Annotated in this window: 13 protein-coding genes; 5 read left to right on the plus strand and 8 right to left on the minus strand. The window is 67.2% G+C overall.

All coding sequences use genetic code 11. The annotated features are described in order from the left end of the window. Nucleotides 1-99: 99 nt before the first annotated feature. Together speA and RTY46_RS04680 are read left to right on the plus strand one after the other, a co-directional pair. Nucleotides 100-1,989, plus strand: coding sequence for an arginine decarboxylase (speA, locus tag RTY46_RS04675; RefSeq protein ID WP_312706901.1), 1,890 nt, complete (start codon nt 100-102; stop codon nt 1,987-1,989). Nucleotides 1,990-2,032: 43 nt separating this feature from the next. Continuing rightward, the gene (locus tag RTY46_RS04680; RefSeq protein ID WP_065174355.1) at nt 2,033-2,353 is read left to right on the plus strand and encodes a DUF6122 family protein; all 321 of its coding nucleotides are present in this window, start codon (nt 2,033-2,035) and stop codon (nt 2,351-2,353) included. A 201-nt stretch (nt 2,354-2,554) separates the two neighbouring features. On the opposite strand, the gene RTY46_RS04685 is transcribed toward RTY46_RS04680, so the two are convergent. Genes RTY46_RS04685 through RTY46_RS04695 form a run of 3 tightly spaced genes read right to left on the minus strand, consistent with a single transcriptional unit; the run spans nt 2,555 to nt 4,826 of the window. After that, entirely contained in the window at nt 2,555-3,874 is a 1,320-nt protein-coding gene (locus tag RTY46_RS04685; protein WP_312706902.1) for a sensor histidine kinase, read from the minus strand. Continuing rightward, nucleotides 3,871-4,530 (minus strand): response regulator transcription factor, encoded by a 660-nt coding sequence (locus RTY46_RS04690; RefSeq protein ID WP_312706904.1) that lies wholly within the window; start codon nt 4,528-4,530, stop codon nt 3,871-3,873. Before RTY46_RS04690 ends, RTY46_RS04685 begins: the two co-directional genes overlap by 4 nt. Continuing rightward, nucleotides 4,530-4,826, minus strand: coding sequence for a PepSY domain-containing protein (locus RTY46_RS04695; protein WP_234412201.1), 297 nt, complete (start codon nt 4,824-4,826; stop codon nt 4,530-4,532). Before RTY46_RS04695 ends, RTY46_RS04690 begins: the two co-directional genes overlap by 1 nt. Nucleotides 4,827-4,970: 144 nt before the next feature. On the opposite strand from RTY46_RS04695, the gene RTY46_RS04700 reads away from it, so the two are divergent. Next, nucleotides 4,971-5,405 (plus strand): PepSY domain-containing protein, encoded by a 435-nt coding sequence (locus RTY46_RS04700; RefSeq protein ID WP_312706906.1) that lies wholly within the window; start codon nt 4,971-4,973, stop codon nt 5,403-5,405. 140 nt (nt 5,406-5,545) lie between these two features. Here the strand turns inward: RTY46_RS04700 and RTY46_RS04705 are convergent, their stop codons facing one another. The 3 genes from RTY46_RS04705 to RTY46_RS04715 form a co-directional block, all read right to left on the minus strand. Continuing rightward, nucleotides 5,546-6,034, minus strand: a complete 489-nt coding sequence (locus RTY46_RS04705) for a hypothetical protein (RefSeq protein WP_312706908.1) — start codon at nt 6,032-6,034, stop codon at nt 5,546-5,548. Between the two features lie 187 nt (nt 6,035-6,221). Next, nucleotides 6,222-7,433: an FAD-dependent oxidoreductase gene (locus tag RTY46_RS04710; protein ID WP_312706909.1), complete on the minus strand. Its 1,212-nt coding sequence runs from the start codon at nt 7,431-7,433 to the stop codon at nt 6,222-6,224. A 12-nt stretch (nt 7,434-7,445) separates the two neighbouring features. Continuing rightward, on the minus strand, nt 7,446-7,940 hold the full coding sequence (locus RTY46_RS04715) for a lipocalin family protein (protein ID WP_312706910.1): 495 nt from the start codon (nt 7,938-7,940) through the stop codon (nt 7,446-7,448). A 185-nt stretch (nt 7,941-8,125) separates the two neighbouring features. Here RTY46_RS04715 and RTY46_RS04720 point away from each other — a divergent pair, with 185 nt between their 5' ends. Then, entirely contained in the window at nt 8,126-8,374 is a 249-nt protein-coding gene (locus RTY46_RS04720; RefSeq protein WP_108751125.1) for a hypothetical protein, read from the plus strand. A gap of 203 nt (nt 8,375-8,577) precedes the next feature. Further along, nucleotides 8,578-11,010 carry a DUF3772 domain-containing protein gene (locus RTY46_RS04725; RefSeq protein WP_312706911.1) on the plus strand — a complete coding sequence of 811 codons (2,433 nt, stop codon included), beginning with the start codon at nt 8,578-8,580 and terminating at the stop codon, nt 11,008-11,010. Between the two features lie 475 nt (nt 11,011-11,485). On the opposite strand, the gene RTY46_RS04730 is transcribed toward RTY46_RS04725, so the two are convergent. Beyond that, nucleotides 11,486-13,591: a phosphoglycerol transferase I gene (locus tag RTY46_RS04730; RefSeq protein ID WP_312706912.1), complete on the minus strand. Its 2,106-nt coding sequence runs from the start codon at nt 13,589-13,591 to the stop codon at nt 11,486-11,488. A 231-nt stretch (nt 13,592-13,822) separates the two neighbouring features. Next, nucleotides 13,823-15,466, minus strand: a complete 1,644-nt coding sequence (locus RTY46_RS04735) for an AarF/UbiB family protein (RefSeq protein ID WP_312707048.1) — start codon at nt 15,464-15,466, stop codon at nt 13,823-13,825. Nucleotides 15,467-15,472: the final 6 nt, after the last annotated feature.

A 15,472-nucleotide genomic window follows, 5' to 3' on the forward strand; every position in this document is an offset into this window, starting at 1 on the left:
GTTCAGACCTGCCACGGGCGCGGGCGCGCATGATAACGAACCTGTGGGCATATAGGCGTTATCATGCCCCCCCTTTTATTGCCAACAAGGCCGACTGCAATGACCGATTGGTCCCTCGACCAAGCCCGCAAGACCTACTCGATCCCGCATTGGGCGGATGGTTATTTCGATGTGGATCAGGCCGGGCACATGGTGGTGAGACCGACCGGGGCGGACGGCCCGGTGGTATCGCTGCCCAAGGTGGTGGACGCCGCGCGTGAAGGCGGCGCCAAGCTGCCGCTGCTGGTGCGCTTCCCGGACATTCTGGGCCAGCGCCTGGGCAAGCTGCAGGCGGCCTTCGCCCAGGCCCAGCAGGACTGGGATTACACCGGCGGCTACACCGCCGTGTACCCGATCAAGGTGAACCAGCACCGCGGCGTGGCCGGCACTCTGGCCAGCCACCACGGCGAGGGCTTCGGCCTGGAAGCGGGCAGCAAGCCCGAACTGATGGCCGTGCTGGCGCTGTCGCGCCCGGGTGGCCTGATCGTCTGCAACGGCTACAAGGACCGCGAGTACATCCGCTTGGCCCTGATCGGCCGCAAGCTGGGCCTGCAGACCTTCATCGTCATCGAGAAGCCGTCCGAGCTGAAGCTGGTGCTGGAGGAATCCAAGGCGCTGGACGTGAAGCCAGGCCTGGGCGTGCGCATGCGCCTGGCCTCGCTGGGCGCCGGCAAGTGGCAGAACAGCGGTGGCGACAAGGCCAAGTTCGGCCTGTCCCCGCGCCAGCTGCTGGACCTGTGGAAGTCGCTGCGCGATACCGAATACGCCGACTGCCTGAGCCTGCTGCATTTCCACATGGGCTCGCAGATTTCCAACGTGCGCGACATCGCCAATGGCATGCGCGAGGCCACCCGCTACTTCGTCGAGCTGTCGCAGCTGGGCGCGAAGATCACCCACGTGGACGTGGGCGGCGGCCTGGGCGTGGATTACGAAGGCACCCGTTCGCGCAGCTTCTGCTCGATCAACTACGGGCTGCATTCCTACGCCAGCAACATCGTGCAGCCGCTGGCCAATGCCTGCGAAGAACACGGCCTGACCCCGCCGCGCATCGTGACCGAGTGCGGCCGCGCGATGACCGCACACCACGCGGTGCTGATCGCCAACGTCTCCGAAGTGGAGCAGGCGCAGGAAGGCCGCGTGCCCGACGCACACGACGACGAGCCGGCCTCTATCCGCCACCTGCGCGAGATCCACGAGGAACTGGACGTGCGCCCGGCGGTGGAACTGTTCCAGGAAGCGCAGCATTTCCATGCCGAAGGCCTGGCCAGCTACGCGCTGGGCCAGATCGACCTGCCGCAGCGTGCGCGCATCGACGATCTGTTCTACGCCATCGCCCACGGCGTGCGTGCGCGCCTGAGCTACGACGAAAAGAGCCACCGCCCGGCGCTGGACGAACTGAACGAGCGCCTGGTGGACAAGTATTTCGTCAACTTCAGCGTGTTCGAATCGATTCCCGATGCCTGGGCGATCGACCAGGTGTTCCCGATCGTGCCGATCGAGCGCCTGAACGAAACGCCGGACCGCCGCGGCATCATCGCCGACATGACCTGCGATTCGGACGGCATGGTGAAGACCTATGTCGAGAACGAAAGCCTGGACACCTCGCTGCCGCTGCACGCGATCAAGCACGGCGAAAGCTATCGCATCGGTTTCTTCATGGTCGGTGCCTACCAGGAAATCCTGGGTGACATCCACAACCTGTTCGGCGATACCGACGCAGTGGAAGTGGTGGCCGATGCCGATGGCTACGCGATCACCCAGCAGCGCCGCGGTGATACCACCGACGTGATGCTGGACTACGTGGGCTACAAGCTGGATGACCTGCGCGCGGCCTACGCCCAGCGCGTGGCCGCGGCCGATCTGTCGCCGGAACGTGCGCAGGAACTGGCCGAAGCGCTGGAAGCGGGCCTGACCGGATACACCTATCTGTCCGACGAACCGCTGGTGTGATGTTCATGGGAACGCCGGGCCTGGCCCGGCGCTACCTGTCCTGATGAGCGCGCGCGCGATCTTCCATCTGTTCCTGCATGCCGCCGTGCCAGCCCTGCTGGCATGGCTGTTCTGGCGCAAGCGTTTTGCGTCGGCGTGGCTGCTGATGCTGCTGGGCTGGATCATCGACCTGGACCATCTGCTGGCCGACCCGATCTACGCGCCGAACCGCTGCAGCATCGGTTTCCACCCACTGCACACCGCACCGGCCATCGCCGTCTATGCAGGCCTGTGCGTGCCGAAGAAAACCCGGCTGGTGGGCATTGGGCTGGTGATCCACATCGTGCTGGACGCCATTGATTGCTGGTGGATGCACCACCGCTGACGGCCAACGCGGTTCCATGCGTGGGCGGGGCCGTCGCATTGCTTTGGTAGATGCCGACCTTGGTCGGCATGGCGTGTCGACCACGGTCGACACCTACCGATCGTGGGCCGGGCCATTGCGCTGCTTTGGTAGATGCCGACCTTGGTCGGCATGGTGTGTCGACCAAGGTCGACACCTACCGGGCACGGGCGCGGCGGGGTGTCACCCCGCCGGCAACCACAACGTGGCCCGCAACCCCGGCTCTGCGTTCTGCAACGCCAAACGTCCGCCATAACTGGCGGCAATATCGCCCACGATCGCCAGCCCCAGGCCGCTGCTGCCGGCGCGCTCATCCAGGCGCACGCCGCGCTCGGTCACCCGCGCCAGCGCCTCGGCGGCCAAGCCCGGGCCGTCGTCGCGTACGTCGATGCGCAGTTGCCCGTCTTCGGCCACTGCGGTAACGCGCACCTGCTGCGTGGCCCACTTGCCCGCGTTGTCCAGCAGGTTGCCCAGCATTTCTTCCAGGTCTTCGCCCGCGCCGGCGAAGCGCAGTGCCGGTGCCATCGCCTCGGCAACGAAGACCACACCCCGTTCGCCGTGCACGCGTGTCATCAGGCCACACAGCGCCTGCACCACCGGTGCCACCTCAGTGCGTTGGCGGTGGTCGGCACTGATGCCCGCGGCCAGGTAGCGGTCCACGCTGGCCTGCATGCGTGCGCCCTGTTCGCGCAGGGTGTCGCGCCAATCGTGGCCGTCGCCGTCCGCTTCGGCCGCCAGCACGCTCAGCGGTGTCTTCAGCGCGTGTGCCAGATCCTGTGCGCTGGTGCGCGCGCGCGCCACCATGCGCTGCTGGTGGTCCAGCAGGGTGTTGAGTTCTTCGCCCAGCGGCGCGATTTCCGCACCCAGGCCGGTGCTATCGATCTGCTGTGCCTCACCGCGGCGCACGCGTTCCAACTGTGCGCCCAGACGCTGCAGCGGGCGCAGGCCGAAGTGCACCTGGCTGGCCAGCACGGCCAGCCACGCCGCCACCAGGATGGCCAGCGCGATGGCGGTGCGCTGGCGGAACGTCGCCACGTCGGCATCCAGTGCACTGCGATCAGTGGCCACCACGGCCAGGTATGGGCCACGGGCGCGCGGCAGGCGCACCTGCTGCACGCGCGCGCGCAGCGACTGCTGCAAGGGCCCGGGCAGGTCGCGCGTGGCCGGGCCTGTGGCGGAAACCGGCAGCGTTTCATCCCACAACGAACGCGACTGCAGCAGCACCTTGCCGGCTTCATCGGCCACCTGCCAGTAGGCACCGGAAAACACCCGCTGGAAGCGCGCATCGTTGGGTTCCTGGCGCAGGTGCAGTTGGCCGTCGGCGCCGATTTCTGCCTGCGACAGCAGGGTCAGCATGTCCTGCTGCAGTTCCTGGTCCAGGCGGTCGCGCGCGCTGCGCTGGTACAGCTCGCCCAGCAGCGCGCTGGCCAGCACCGAGACCAGCAGCAGGCCCACGCCACCGGCCAGCAGCAGGCGGCGGCGCAGCGAGGGTTGCCCGCTCATGGTGGCGCCAGCCGCCAGCCCTGGCCGCGCACGGTCTGGATCAGGTCTACCCCCAGCTTGCGCCGCACCCGACCCAGCAGCACGTCCAGCGCGTTGGAATCGGGGTCCAGCCCGCCGTCGAACACGTGTTCGCCCAGGCGATCACGGCCGATCACCTGGCCGCTGTGGTGGATGAAGCAGCTCAGCAGGCGGAATTCCTGCGGGCTGAGCGCCAGCGCGGCGCCGTCCAGCTCGAAGCGCCCGGCATTGACGTCCAGCTGCAGTGGGCCGCATTGCAGGCGCGGGCTGGCGTGGCCATGGCTGCGGCGGATCAGAGCGCGCAGGCGCAGGACCAGTTCGTCGGCCTGGAAGGGTTTGGTCAGGTAGTCATCGGCACCGGCGTCGAAACCGGCCAGCTTGTCGTGCCAGCGCCCGCGTGCGGTCAGCACCAGCACCGGGAACGTGCGGCCATTGCTGCGCCAGCGCTCGATCACGCTCAGGCCGTCCAGGCCGGGCAGGCCCAGATCGACGATGGCGGCCTGGATATCGTCCACCTGGCCGATCTCTTCGGCCTGGCGGCCATCGGCCACCGCCTGCACCACGTAGCCGGCCTGCTCCAGCAGCGGCTGCAGGCGCTGTGCGAGCGCCTCGTCGTCCTCGGCCAGCAGGATGCGCATCAGTCGTCCAGCTCCGTCTTCAGCAGCTTGCCGGTGCGCGCATCATAGTCCAGCTCCACCACCACGCCGTCGGCACGCAGGATCTCGACCTCGTACACGCCGTCGTCCAGCTCCACTTCCAGCAGTTGCCCCGCATGGCGCTTCAGCGCATCGCGCACCACGCTTTCCAGCGGCACGTAGCGACCCTGCTGCACCGCGCGGCGCGCCACCTGCTGTTCCGGGTCCTGGCTGGGCCCGGCGGCAACGGGGGCGCTGGCCAGGGCCAGCAGCAGGGACAGGGCGGGGAAGACGTTCAAGGCCAAATGCGACATGTGGAGGAGGATGGCGCGAGTGTGCCAGCGCTGGCTAACCATCGACTAACAGGCGCGGCTAAGGGGCTGTTAGGCGGCGTGGGCAAGCTGATGTTGCCGGGCTGGTCCGGCCCCAACAGGAGAACCCCCATGCTGAAGTCCCTCACCCTGGCCACCGTGGCCGCACTCGCCCTGGCCCCCGCCGCGCAGGCTGCCCCGCTGGGCATCGCCCAGGTTGAACAGACCCTGCGCAAGGCTGGCTACACCCAGATTCACGAGATCGAGCGTGATGACGGCCTGTGGGAAGCCGACGTGAGCCGTGCCGATGGCCGTTTCAGCGAAGTCTACGTGGATGCCAAGACCGGCGAAATCTTCGATGAGCACAACGGCCGTGCGCTGCTGGGCACCGAACAGGTGCTGGCCAAGGCACAGGCGCAGGGCCTGCGCGAGATCCATTCGCTGGAACGTGATGGCGCGACCTGGTCGCTGGAAGCGCGTAACGCCCGCAACCAGAAGGTGGAAGTGCGCCTGAGCGGTTACGACGGCCGCATCCTGCACAGCGAGCGCGATGGCTGGCTGGATTGACCGAGCGTTGGTAGATGCCGACCTTGGTCGGCAGAGCGTGTCGACCAAGGTCGACACCTACCGGGCAATCGGCTTTGGTAGCTGCCGACCTTGGTCGGCAGAGCGTGTCGACCCAGGTCGACACCTGCCGGGTCATCCGCTTACCAGCCGTACAGCGGCGGGTAATCCCAGTAGCCCGGGCCCCCGCCGTAGTAACCGCCGCCATAGGGACCGAAGAAACCCGGTCCCTTGCCTTCGCTTACATGGATGTTGACGTTGACCCCGTGGGTCTTGCCCTCATCGGTGGTGTAGTTCTTGCTCAGGTTCAGGGTGGCGGCGTTGTAGTGGCTGTTGCCGCCATTCTTCGAATAGCCGATGCCGGTGGTGAAGCTGCCGGACACCTTCAGCTTGTCGTCCTGCACATCGGCGATCTTCGCATCGTCGTGTACGCGCGGGCCGCTCTTGTCACCGTAATAGGTGCCGGGCGGGTCCTGCGGCAGGGACGGGTCGTTCAGATAGCGCATCGGCGCCTGCGGCACCGACAGGTCCAGGCCCGAGGCCTGCGGCGCGGTGGCGCCGGCAGCGGACTGGGCAAGCGCGGCGCCCGGTAGGGCGGCCAGGCACAGCAGCAGGGACAGGGGGCGGATCATCACGACGCTCCAACGCAAGGGGCCGCGCAACACGCGGCGGTACAGGCCGACGCTAGCAGGCGTTGCTTGAATGATGCCTGTAGCCGCCCCGTAGAGTCGAGCGACCGCCGCCGTTGTAGAGTCGAGCCATGCTCGACTGCCCTTGGCAGAAGCAGTCGAGCAAGCTCGACTCTACGAAAGGCGGGCGTCACGCCAGCCGTTCGAACCCGAACAGGCCCTGCAGCGGGTGCCGCCGCCGCTCCACCCCGGCGCGCAGCAACCCGGCGCCTATCATCGAATAGGTAATGCCGTTACCACCGTAGGCCATGGCGAAATGCACCCGTGGCCCCCACTGCGCGTGCGGGCCGAAGAACGGCAGGCCGTCGGCCGTTTCGGCGAACGTACCCGCCCACGAGAAGGCCGGGGTGGGCTGCAGCTGGGGGAACCAGTGCAGCAGCTGCTTCATCAGCTGCCTGGCCTTGCCCTGCACGCGGCGGTCGCGGCGCGCAGGCACGTCGATGGCATCGTCCAGCCCACCCACCAGCAGGCGCCCTTCGCCGGTGGCACGCAGGTACAGATACGGCCGCGCGCTTTCCCACACCATGGTCTGCTGCAGGGGCCCCAGCACCTGCGCATCGATGGGGTCGGTGATGAAGGCGTAGCTGCTGCGGTTGCGCGCCACCCGTGGCTTCAGCCAGTGCTGGGTGGCGTAGCCCATGGCCAGCACCACATGGCGCGCCTTGATGACCGCGCCCGCGGCGGTGCGCGCGGTCACGCCGCGCGGGCCGGGCTGCAGGGCCTCCAGCACGGTGCGGTCATACACACCGCAGCCGCGCCGCTGCAGGCGCTGCAGCAGCCCATAGGTCAGTGCGTAAGGATCGACCCGCGCGGCCTGCCGGGTCAGCAGGCCGCCCCCGGCGTCCACCCCGAACTGCTCGCGCAGGCGCTGCGGGGTCTGCCAGCGGGCATCCAGGCCGGCGCTGCGGCGTGCATCGCCCTCGGCCATCAGGCGTGGCACGTCGCGGCTGCGGCTGGCCAGGTACAGGCTGCCCATGCGCTGGAAATCCACGCCACGCAGGCCGCGGGCGGCGTCGCGCAGGGCAGGCAGCGCTTCGGCACAGGCCCGGTAGGCCAGGGTGGCCGCGTCCGCACCGTACTGCTCGGCCAGTTCCAGCAGATGGGTATCGATCTCGTACTGCAGCAGCGCGGTGCTGGCCGAGGTGCTGCCCCAGCCGATGTCGCGCTGTTCGATCACGGCCACATCGTGTCCGTGGCCGCACAGTTCATCGGCGATCAGCGCACCGGTCACGCCGCCGCCCACTACCAACACATCGCATTGCAGGTCCTGCTGCAGCGGCGGGAACGCATGCAGCAGGCCGTTGCGCACGGCCCACCACGGGTAGCCACTCTTCAGGTCCATGGAGGCCGGGGCTCAGGCAGTGGGGTGACCGGTGTGCGGGGTGTGGATCAGTTCGGACAGATCGAAGCCCTGCTGCTGCGCGGTGGCCAGATAATGGTCGCGCACGGTGGCATCGAGCTGCGGCTGGCGGGACAACAGCCACAGGTAGTTGCGGTCGGGGCTGCCGACCAGGGCGACGCTGTAGTCCGGGGCGACCTGGATGACCCAATAGTCGCCCTTGGCGAACGGCAGCCAGCGCAGGCCCTTGGGCAGGAAGCTGACCTCCAGGCGCGCGCTGTCGTTGTCCACGGCGCAGGCCTCACCGGTGGCTTCTTCCACCTCGCCGTCCATGCGGCAGCGGTTGGTCACCCCCACGTTGCCGTTGTCCAGCAGGCGGTAGTGCGCCGAGACATCGGTGCAGCCGTCCGGCTCGTGGCGCATGGGCAGGCGGGCGATCTCGTACCAGGTGCCCAGGTAGCGGGGCAGCTTGAGGTCGGTGACGGTCTTCAGCGGGGCCAGGTCGGTCATGGTCGTGCGGGGTTGCGAGCGGTTCCCCACCTTGCCGACGCGGCTGCCACGGCCGGGTGAAGCCGGGGCGAGGGTGGTGTCCAGAACATTGCGTCGCCGTGGCGGTGCAGGTGGGTTGCCGGCCACGGCGGTATGCTGCGGCCAGCGCCGGTTGTTTTTTCGATTTCAAGGCCGTGGAGGTGCCGATGTACCAGGTGATTCTGTTGAAGAGTGAAACCGCGTTCGCGCGCGAGCAGTGGCCGCAGGTCGATGATCTGGTGGACTACCAGGGCGTGAGCTACAGCCTGCGTGCGGGCCCGCGGCAGCCGCTGCCTACCGACCACCCTTGGCACCCGATCGCGGTGTACGCGCCCGATGAGATCACCGAAGAAGAGTTCCAGGACTGGTATGCCGCGCAGCAGCCGCAGGTGGAAGAGCTGCGGTTGAAGTACTGAAGGCGCGGCGCCGAACACCCCGACAGTCGAGCAAGCTCGACTCTACGAAGGGGCGGGCTGCGCGGGGCGGTACAGTCGAGCTTGCTCGACTGCTCTTCGCGCGGTGCCAACCATCCCGTTAGTCGAGCAGGCTCGACTCTACGCAGGCGTTACCCCCCGTGCCGTATAGTCGCGCGCAGGCGCGGTGGTCCGCGCGAACCGGTGTGGCTGGCTTGCTTTCCTTCTTCCGAACGATCCTGAAACGTGGCCCGTCGCTGTTGCTGCTGCTGTGTGGTGCGCTGCTGCTGGCTGCGCCGGTGCTGGCCCAGGATGACGACCCCACGCCGAAGCAGCAGCTGGCCAACATCGAAGCCAGCCTGAAGGATGTGGAGCGCAAGCGCGATGCCGCCGACGCCATCGAAACGCTGGCAATGCTGTCCGAAACCGCGTCGCAGGCGCGTCGCGATGCCGAGGCGCTGGACAAGAGCCTGCAGCCGCAGAAGGACCAGCTGGACGAGCAGCTGACCCAGCTTGGCCCGGTGCCCGACGGCACCACCGAACTGCCCGAGCTGGCCGCACAGCGCCGCAACCTGACCCGCCAGCGCGATGCGCTCGCTGCGTCCATCGCCCAGGCCAAGGCCAGCGCCGTGCGGGCGGGGCAGTTGGCCGCCGATATCGACAAGCAGCGCACCGCGCAGCGCACCGAGGAACTGGGCCAGAAGGTGGATTCGCCGCTCGCGCCCTCGCTGTGGCGCAAGGTCGCCAAGCAGCTGCCGATCGATGTTGCCCGGGTGATGCCGCTGGCCGAACAGGGCCGCGATACCCTGGCCGCTGCCCTGCGCAAGGAAGGCTGGAGCACGCCCCTGCTGGGCCTGCTGGCCGCGGTGGTGATGATGTTTCCGCTGCGCCTGTGGCTGCGCGCGCTGGGCCGGCGTTTCGCCGCGTCCGAACGCGCCCCTGATGGGCGGCTGCGCCGTTCCGGCCTGGCCATGTGGCTGCTGCTGGTGGGCACCCTGCTGCCGGGATACGCGGTGGCGGTGTTCATTGCCTCGCTCAATGCTATCGGCGCCATCGCTCCGCGCCTGCAGACCGTGGCCGAAGGCGTGCAGCACGCCACCTTCGCTGCGGCCTTCATCGCCGCACTCAGTGCCTGCCTGCTGGTGCCCACACGCCCCTCGTGGCGTTTGTTGAACCTGGATGACACCGCGGCGCTGAAGCTGCGCAAGTACGCCTGGGGCGCCGCGGCGCTGGCCTGGCTGAGCACGGTGCTGGTGGCCATCGACCGTGCCACGCGCACCAGCGATGTAACCACCGTTGCGCTGGACGGTGTGATCGCCCTGACCTACCTGGGCCTGATCATGGCCATGCTGGTGACCCTGGCGCGGCTGCACCGGCGGCAGACCGCCGAGGCCGAAGCGAAGCTGGAAGCGCAGGCCGACGGGCAGACCGTGGCCACGCCGGTGCGGCGCGGCAGTTGGCTGGTGCTGGCCCGCGTGGCTGGCAATGCGGCGGTGGTGGCCGCGATCATCGCCACCCTGCTGGGCTACGTGAACTTCGCCAAGTTCGTGAACCAGCAACTGATCGGCGGCACCATCGTGGTGATGGCCGCCATGTTGCTGTTCAAGTTCGTCGATGACTTCTGCACGTGGCTGCTGAATGCCGACAGCAAAGTGGGCCAGACCATCCTGCTCAGCACCGGCCTGAGTGTGTCGCGGCTGGAACAGGCCGGCGTGCTGCTGTCTGCGATGCTGCGCACCCTGGTGGTGCTGATCGCGCTGCTGGCGCTGGCGGCGCCGTTCGGCAACATCGGTTCGATCGTCGAGCGCATCGGTTCGCTGGCCAACGGCATCGTGATCAACAAGGACCTGACGCTGCAGCCGGGCCGCATCATCACCGGTGTGCTGGTGCTGCTGGTGGGCATGGGGTTGACCCAGCTGATGCAGCGCTGGCTGACCGACACCTACCTGCCCAAGACCGAGCTGGACCTGGGCGCGCGCAATTCGATCAGCACGATTGCCGGTTACGTGGGCATCATCCTGGTGGGCCTGTGGGCGCTGACCGCGATGGGCCTGAACCTGAAGAACCTGGCGCTGCTGGTCAGCGCGCTGTCGGTGGGTATTGGTTTTGGCCTGCAGGCGATCATCCAGAACTTCGTGTCCGGTCTGATCCTGCTGGCCGAGCGGCCGGTGAAGATTGGCGACTGGGTGAAGCTGGGGGACCAGGAGGGCGATATCCGCCGCATCAACGTGCGTTCGACCGAGATCCAGGTGGGCGACAAGTCCACGCTGATCGTGCCGAATTCGGAGTTGATCACCAAGACGATCCGCAACATGACGATGGGCAACAACCAGGGCCGCATCCAGATCCAGTTCGCGGTGCCCACCAGTACCGATGTGGCGGGCCTGCGGCAGGCGCTGCTGGACGCCTATGGTGCGCACCAATCGGTGCTGCAGCAGCCGGCGCCGTCGGTGTACATCGACAGCATTGCCGGCGGGCAGATCACGTTCAACAGCTTCGCCTACGTGGCCAGCCCGCGGCAGGTGTATGGCACGCGCAGCGATCTGTATTTCAGCCTGCTGCAGATCCTGGCCGAACGGGATATTCCGCTGTCCACCCCGACCGACATCCACCTGGTACGCGACACCCCAGCGGAGTAGGGGCGTTCTTGTTTGCAGGGCTTGCAGCCCTGCACCCGCTGTAGAGTCGAGCTTGCTCGACTGAAGCAACAGCAACAGCGCACATTCCGTGGGTTGGCGGGGTGGGTCCGGTTGCGGACACCCCCGCAACCGGACCCACCCCGCCTTCGACAGTTGGCCGCGATCTGTCGGAACGCACCGGGGTCGGATCCCGTTGCTGCGCAACGGGCTCTGACCCCAGATGAATTTCGATTTCTGACAGATGTGTCGACCAAGGTCGACACCTACCTACAGCCGCGGGGCACTGTCAGAGGTGGGGCGGTGTGGGCTTGCAGGACCGCAGGCGCCATGGATGGCGCCTACGAGCCTACAGGGACGTACTTGCGGCGTGTCCTGCAAGCCCACACCGCCCCGCCACCCCACGCAATACCCGCTTTTGACGTTGCCGTTGCCGTTGCATCGAGCAGGTGCAGGGCGCAGCCCTGCCGAAGCCCCCTTATCCCCGGGGTCTGCCGCGCGAGGGCACCAGGGCGAAGGTATCCACGGCCAGTTTCTCGGCATGGTTCAACCACGCGCGGATCTCCAGATCGTCCACTTCGTGGTCCAGGCCGAAGGAGACGTTGATCTTGCCGTCGGCATCGGGCTGCACCCACTGCTGGGCCAGCACCACCTTGCGCTGCGACGACACCGCTTCGATCCAGAAACCGCGGTCCGGGCGCGTGCTCGCCACCAGCTGCAGCATGTACTGCCCTGCGCGGGTGCGGCGGCCCTTCTGGGTGATCATGTGCGCCTGGCGCACGCTCGGGCGCGGGCCCTGGAAGGCGTCCAGCGGCGCGTCCACGGCAATGCCACCGCGCAGATCGTCGTCGCGGTACAGCTTGATGCCGTTGTCGCGGTTCACCAGCAGCGCGCACCAGTCGCCGTCGGCCGAACCGTCCTCGAATGCCGTGCAGCGGTCCACGTAGGCCAGCGTGTTGTCCGGGTCGGCATCGTCGAACTGGCGCGAGGTGTTTTCCAGATACACCGACTTCAACGCCCAATCCTTGTCGTACTCCAGCAGCACCGGCGGCTGCACCTGCTGCAGGCCCACCACTACCTGGTCATCGCCATCGATCTTCAGTTCGCGGGTGGGCTCGCCCAGCCACAGCGAACGGGCGAAGGCCAGGTACTGCGGGTAGTCGCGGCCGCCATCGCGGCGGGTGGCCACGCTGGCGCTCGGCGCACGCTCGGTGTCGATCAGCGAGCGGCCAAAGCCCATGGTCTTCAGGTTCGGGTCCAGCAGGCTGAGCAGGGTGGCGCCCGAATCCAGCGTGGTGCCGGCGTCGGTGGCCAGCTGGCGCGGGGCAATGCCATCGCCCAGGAACAGCAGCAGGTTCTCGCGCTTCTGCCGGGTCAGGATGTGGCTCAGGTCATTGGGCATGGCCAGGTGATCGGAGGCGATCACGATCAGCGTGTCCTTTCCATACGGGCTGGCCTGGATGCGCTGCACCAGCTGCGAGATCAACCGATCGCTGCACTTCAGCGCATTGAGCATGTTGATGTTGCCGTACTGGCTCTGGTAACGCTGGCCCTTGCAGGCCACCGGCAGGTGCCCGGCCGGGTGATGGGTATCCATGGTCAGCGTGGTCAGCATGAACGGCTCGCCCTTGCGCGAGAGCTGTTCGAAGCGCTGGTAGGCGGTATCCAGCAGCACATCGTCATGCACGCCCCACGGCGAGTAATGCACGCGGCCGATCTTCTTCTGCTGCTTGAACCAGTCCAGATCGTGCACTTCGTCGAAGCCGTGGCTGGCCAGGAACTGGCCCTTGCCGGCGAAGCGGCCGTTGGCACCCCCCAGGTAGTGGTTGGTGTAACCCTGCTGCTTCAGGTAATCGCCCAGGCACACGGCCTTGGGCAGGAAGCTGCCCATGCGGTCCATGCTGTTCTCATCGCCCGGCGAGGTGGTCAGCGGCACGCCGCACATCGACGACACCAGGCCAGCAATGGTCCAGCCGCTGCCTTCGGCCGAGGCCAGGCCGCGCACATCCAACGCTTGGCTGGCCAGGCGATTGATGTTGGGCATCAGGCCCGGGAACACGTTCTCGTCCAGATAGGTGCGTTCCAGGCTCTCGCCATAGATCCACACCACGTTGCGCGGGCGTTGCAGCGGCTGCGTGGGCACCTGGTATTCGGGGGCGATGCGTGCGAAATCGACCGGGCGCAACTGCTGGTACAGGCGCTGCCCATCGCGCGCCAGCGGGCTGACGAAGATCGTTGCCATCCACACCACGGCAAAGCCTGCGAACCACGCTGCACCGCGGCCGTGGCGGCGGAAGCGCTTCACCCGGGTCGCCAGCAGCGGCAGCAGCGAGACCAGTGCCAGCACCACGAAGCCGGCGATGTAGCCCTTGAAGTCCGCGACGCCGGCGCCTTCCATGTCCGCACCCAGATGGTACAGGGTGGCGGCATTGAGGCCATCGCCGGACAGCTTGTCGATCAGCCACCAGGCACTGAGCGACAGCAGCAGCAGCGAGAACAAGGCCGCCTTCCACCACACCCACTTATCGGACGCGAGGAACAACCAGGCCAGCAGCAACAGCGACAGCAGCAGAATCCAGAGCATAGGCAGCTTCGGCAGTGACGGGGTGGTGGTGATGGACGTCGTACCGACGCGTGTCCATTCGACCGACGCTGCCGCAAGCACACACACATGACAGGTCGATGACCCGATCATGCCTGCGCGAACCTGACTGAAATGTTTGTTCGTTACATGATGTGAAATCGCGCCGAATTGGTAAAACCAGCGTGAAAACAGCTACGCGATTTCATTAAGACGGCGCACGCAGTGCCCGCTTCAGCGATGCCCGCGTTCTTCGCGTGCGCGTGCACGGCGATCGAACAGCAGTGCGCTGGTAACGATTCCCAGGCCCAGCACCACGCCGATCAGCATCAACAGCAGGGCAATGGCGGGGTAGCCGAACACGTGCCAGCCGGTCTCCAGCTTCATCATCAGCGACGCGGCCATGATGAGTGCCGCACTGATGATGCCGGCCGCCACGCGGTTGGCGATCTTCTGCAGGTTTTCCATCAACCGCGACTCTTCCAGCCCGGTCACCTTCATCTGCAGGCGGTTCTCGGCCAGCAGCGCCATGATGTCGGAAAGCTTGCGCGGCCCGTCGCGCAGCAGCTGCTGCAGCTCCATCGCTTCGCTGGCCAGGTTGGCCGCCGACAGCGATTTTTTCAGGCGCGCGCGCATCACGTGCTGCAGCTGGCGTTCGACGATGCGTCGTGTATCCAGATCCGGCGCCAGCAGGCGGCAGACCGTTTCCAGGTTCAGCAGCGCCTTGCCCAGCAGGCTCAGCTCCGGCGGCGTGCGCAGCCCGCACGAGGTGGCGATGCGCACCAGGTCCAGCACCACGCGGCCTTCGGAGAAATTGCCGTTGGCTGCGTAGCGCGCGATCAGCTGGCCGGTCTCGCGCAGGTAGCGCTCTTCGTCGAAGGCTTCCAGCCGCGTGCTGATGCTGATCAGATCGTCGGCCACTTCCTCGCCGCGGCCATCGACGGCGGCGAACAGGATCTTCAGCAGGCGCTCGCGCAGCCGCGGTGGCATGTGCGCCACCATGCCCAGATCAAAGATCGCCAGGCGACCGTCCGGGGTGACGCGCAGGTTGCCCGGGTGCGGATCGGCATGGATTTCGCCATGCACGAAGATCTGGTCCAGGTAGCCGCGGATCAGCGCGGCCGCCAGCGGGTCCATTGCCTGTTCGGTGCGGCGCACATCGGGAATGGCGTCCACGCGCACGCCGGTGGCCAGTTCCATGGTCAGCACGCGCTGGCTGCTGAAATCCCACAGCGGCTGCGGCACCCACAGGCGCCGGAACGGCTTCAGGTGACGGCCGAAGCGCGCCAGGTTTTCGGCCTCGGCGTGGTAATCCAGTTCCTGCATCAGGGTCTTGGCGAACTCGTTCAGCCAGTCGCGCAGGCGCACGCGGCGGCCCACCTGGGTCAGGTGGTCGGCGGCCAGGGCGAAGCTGCGCAGCGCTTCCAGGTCCGAGCGCAGTTGCGCGGCCACTTCCGGCTTCTGCACCTTGACCGCCACCTGGCGGCCGTCGTGCAGCACGGCGCGATGGACCTGGGCGATGGAGGCGCAGCCCAGCGGTTCCGGGTCGAACGAGGCGAACAGCTTGTTCACCGGCGCGCCCAGCTCCTGCTCGACGATGGCGTGGATGCGCTGCACCGGAATGGCGGCGACCTTTTCCTGCATGCGCTCCAGCGCGGTGGCAAATTCCACCGGCACCATGTCGGGGCGGGTGGACAGCATCTGGCCCAGCTTGACGAAGGTGGGGCCCAGCGCTTCCAGGTCGCTGACGAACTGTTCGGGGTTGCCGTCGGGCGGCACGTCGGTATGGCTGCCCGCCGCATCCAGGTTCATGCCGGAAAACACCCCGGAATGGCGATAGCGCATCAGCAGGCGCAGGATCTGGCTGCGCCGGTTCATGCCCTT

Source organism: Stenotrophomonas sp. (assembly GCF_032056425.1).
In the GTDB taxonomy this organism is placed as follows: domain Bacteria; phylum Pseudomonadota; class Gammaproteobacteria; order Xanthomonadales; family Xanthomonadaceae; genus Stenotrophomonas.

Excerpts from the sequence above, each read along its gene's own strand:
- speA (WP_312706901.1), top strand. The coding sequence starts at position 100 with ATGACCGATTGGTCCCTCGACCAAGCCCGCAAGACCTACTCGATCCCG.
- RTY46_RS04680 (WP_065174355.1), top strand. The coding sequence starts at position 2,033 with ATGAGCGCGCGCGCGATCTTCCATCTGTTCCTGCATGCCGCCGTGCCA.
- RTY46_RS04685 (WP_312706902.1), bottom strand. The coding sequence starts at position 3,874 with ATGAGCGGGCAACCCTCGCTGCGCCGCCGCCTGCTGCTGGCCGGTGGC.
- RTY46_RS04690 (WP_312706904.1), bottom strand. The coding sequence starts at position 4,530 with ATGCGCATCCTGCTGGCCGAGGACGACGAGGCGCTCGCACAGCGCCTG.
- RTY46_RS04700 (WP_312706906.1), top strand. The coding sequence starts at position 4,971 with ATGCTGAAGTCCCTCACCCTGGCCACCGTGGCCGCACTCGCCCTGGCC.
- RTY46_RS04705 (WP_312706908.1), bottom strand. The coding sequence starts at position 6,034 with ATGATCCGCCCCCTGTCCCTGCTGCTGTGCCTGGCCGCCCTACCGGGC.
- RTY46_RS04710 (WP_312706909.1), bottom strand. The coding sequence starts at position 7,433 with ATGGACCTGAAGAGTGGCTACCCGTGGTGGGCCGTGCGCAACGGCCTG.
- RTY46_RS04715 (WP_312706910.1), bottom strand. The coding sequence starts at position 7,940 with ATGACCGACCTGGCCCCGCTGAAGACCGTCACCGACCTCAAGCTGCCC.
- RTY46_RS04720 (WP_108751125.1), top strand. The coding sequence starts at position 8,126 with ATGTACCAGGTGATTCTGTTGAAGAGTGAAACCGCGTTCGCGCGCGAG.
- RTY46_RS04730 (WP_312706912.1), bottom strand. The coding sequence starts at position 13,591 with ATGCTCTGGATTCTGCTGCTGTCGCTGTTGCTGCTGGCCTGGTTGTTC.
- RTY46_RS04735 (WP_312707048.1), bottom strand. The coding sequence starts at position 15,466 with ATGAACCGGCGCAGCCAGATCCTGCGCCTGCTGATGCGCTATCGCCAT.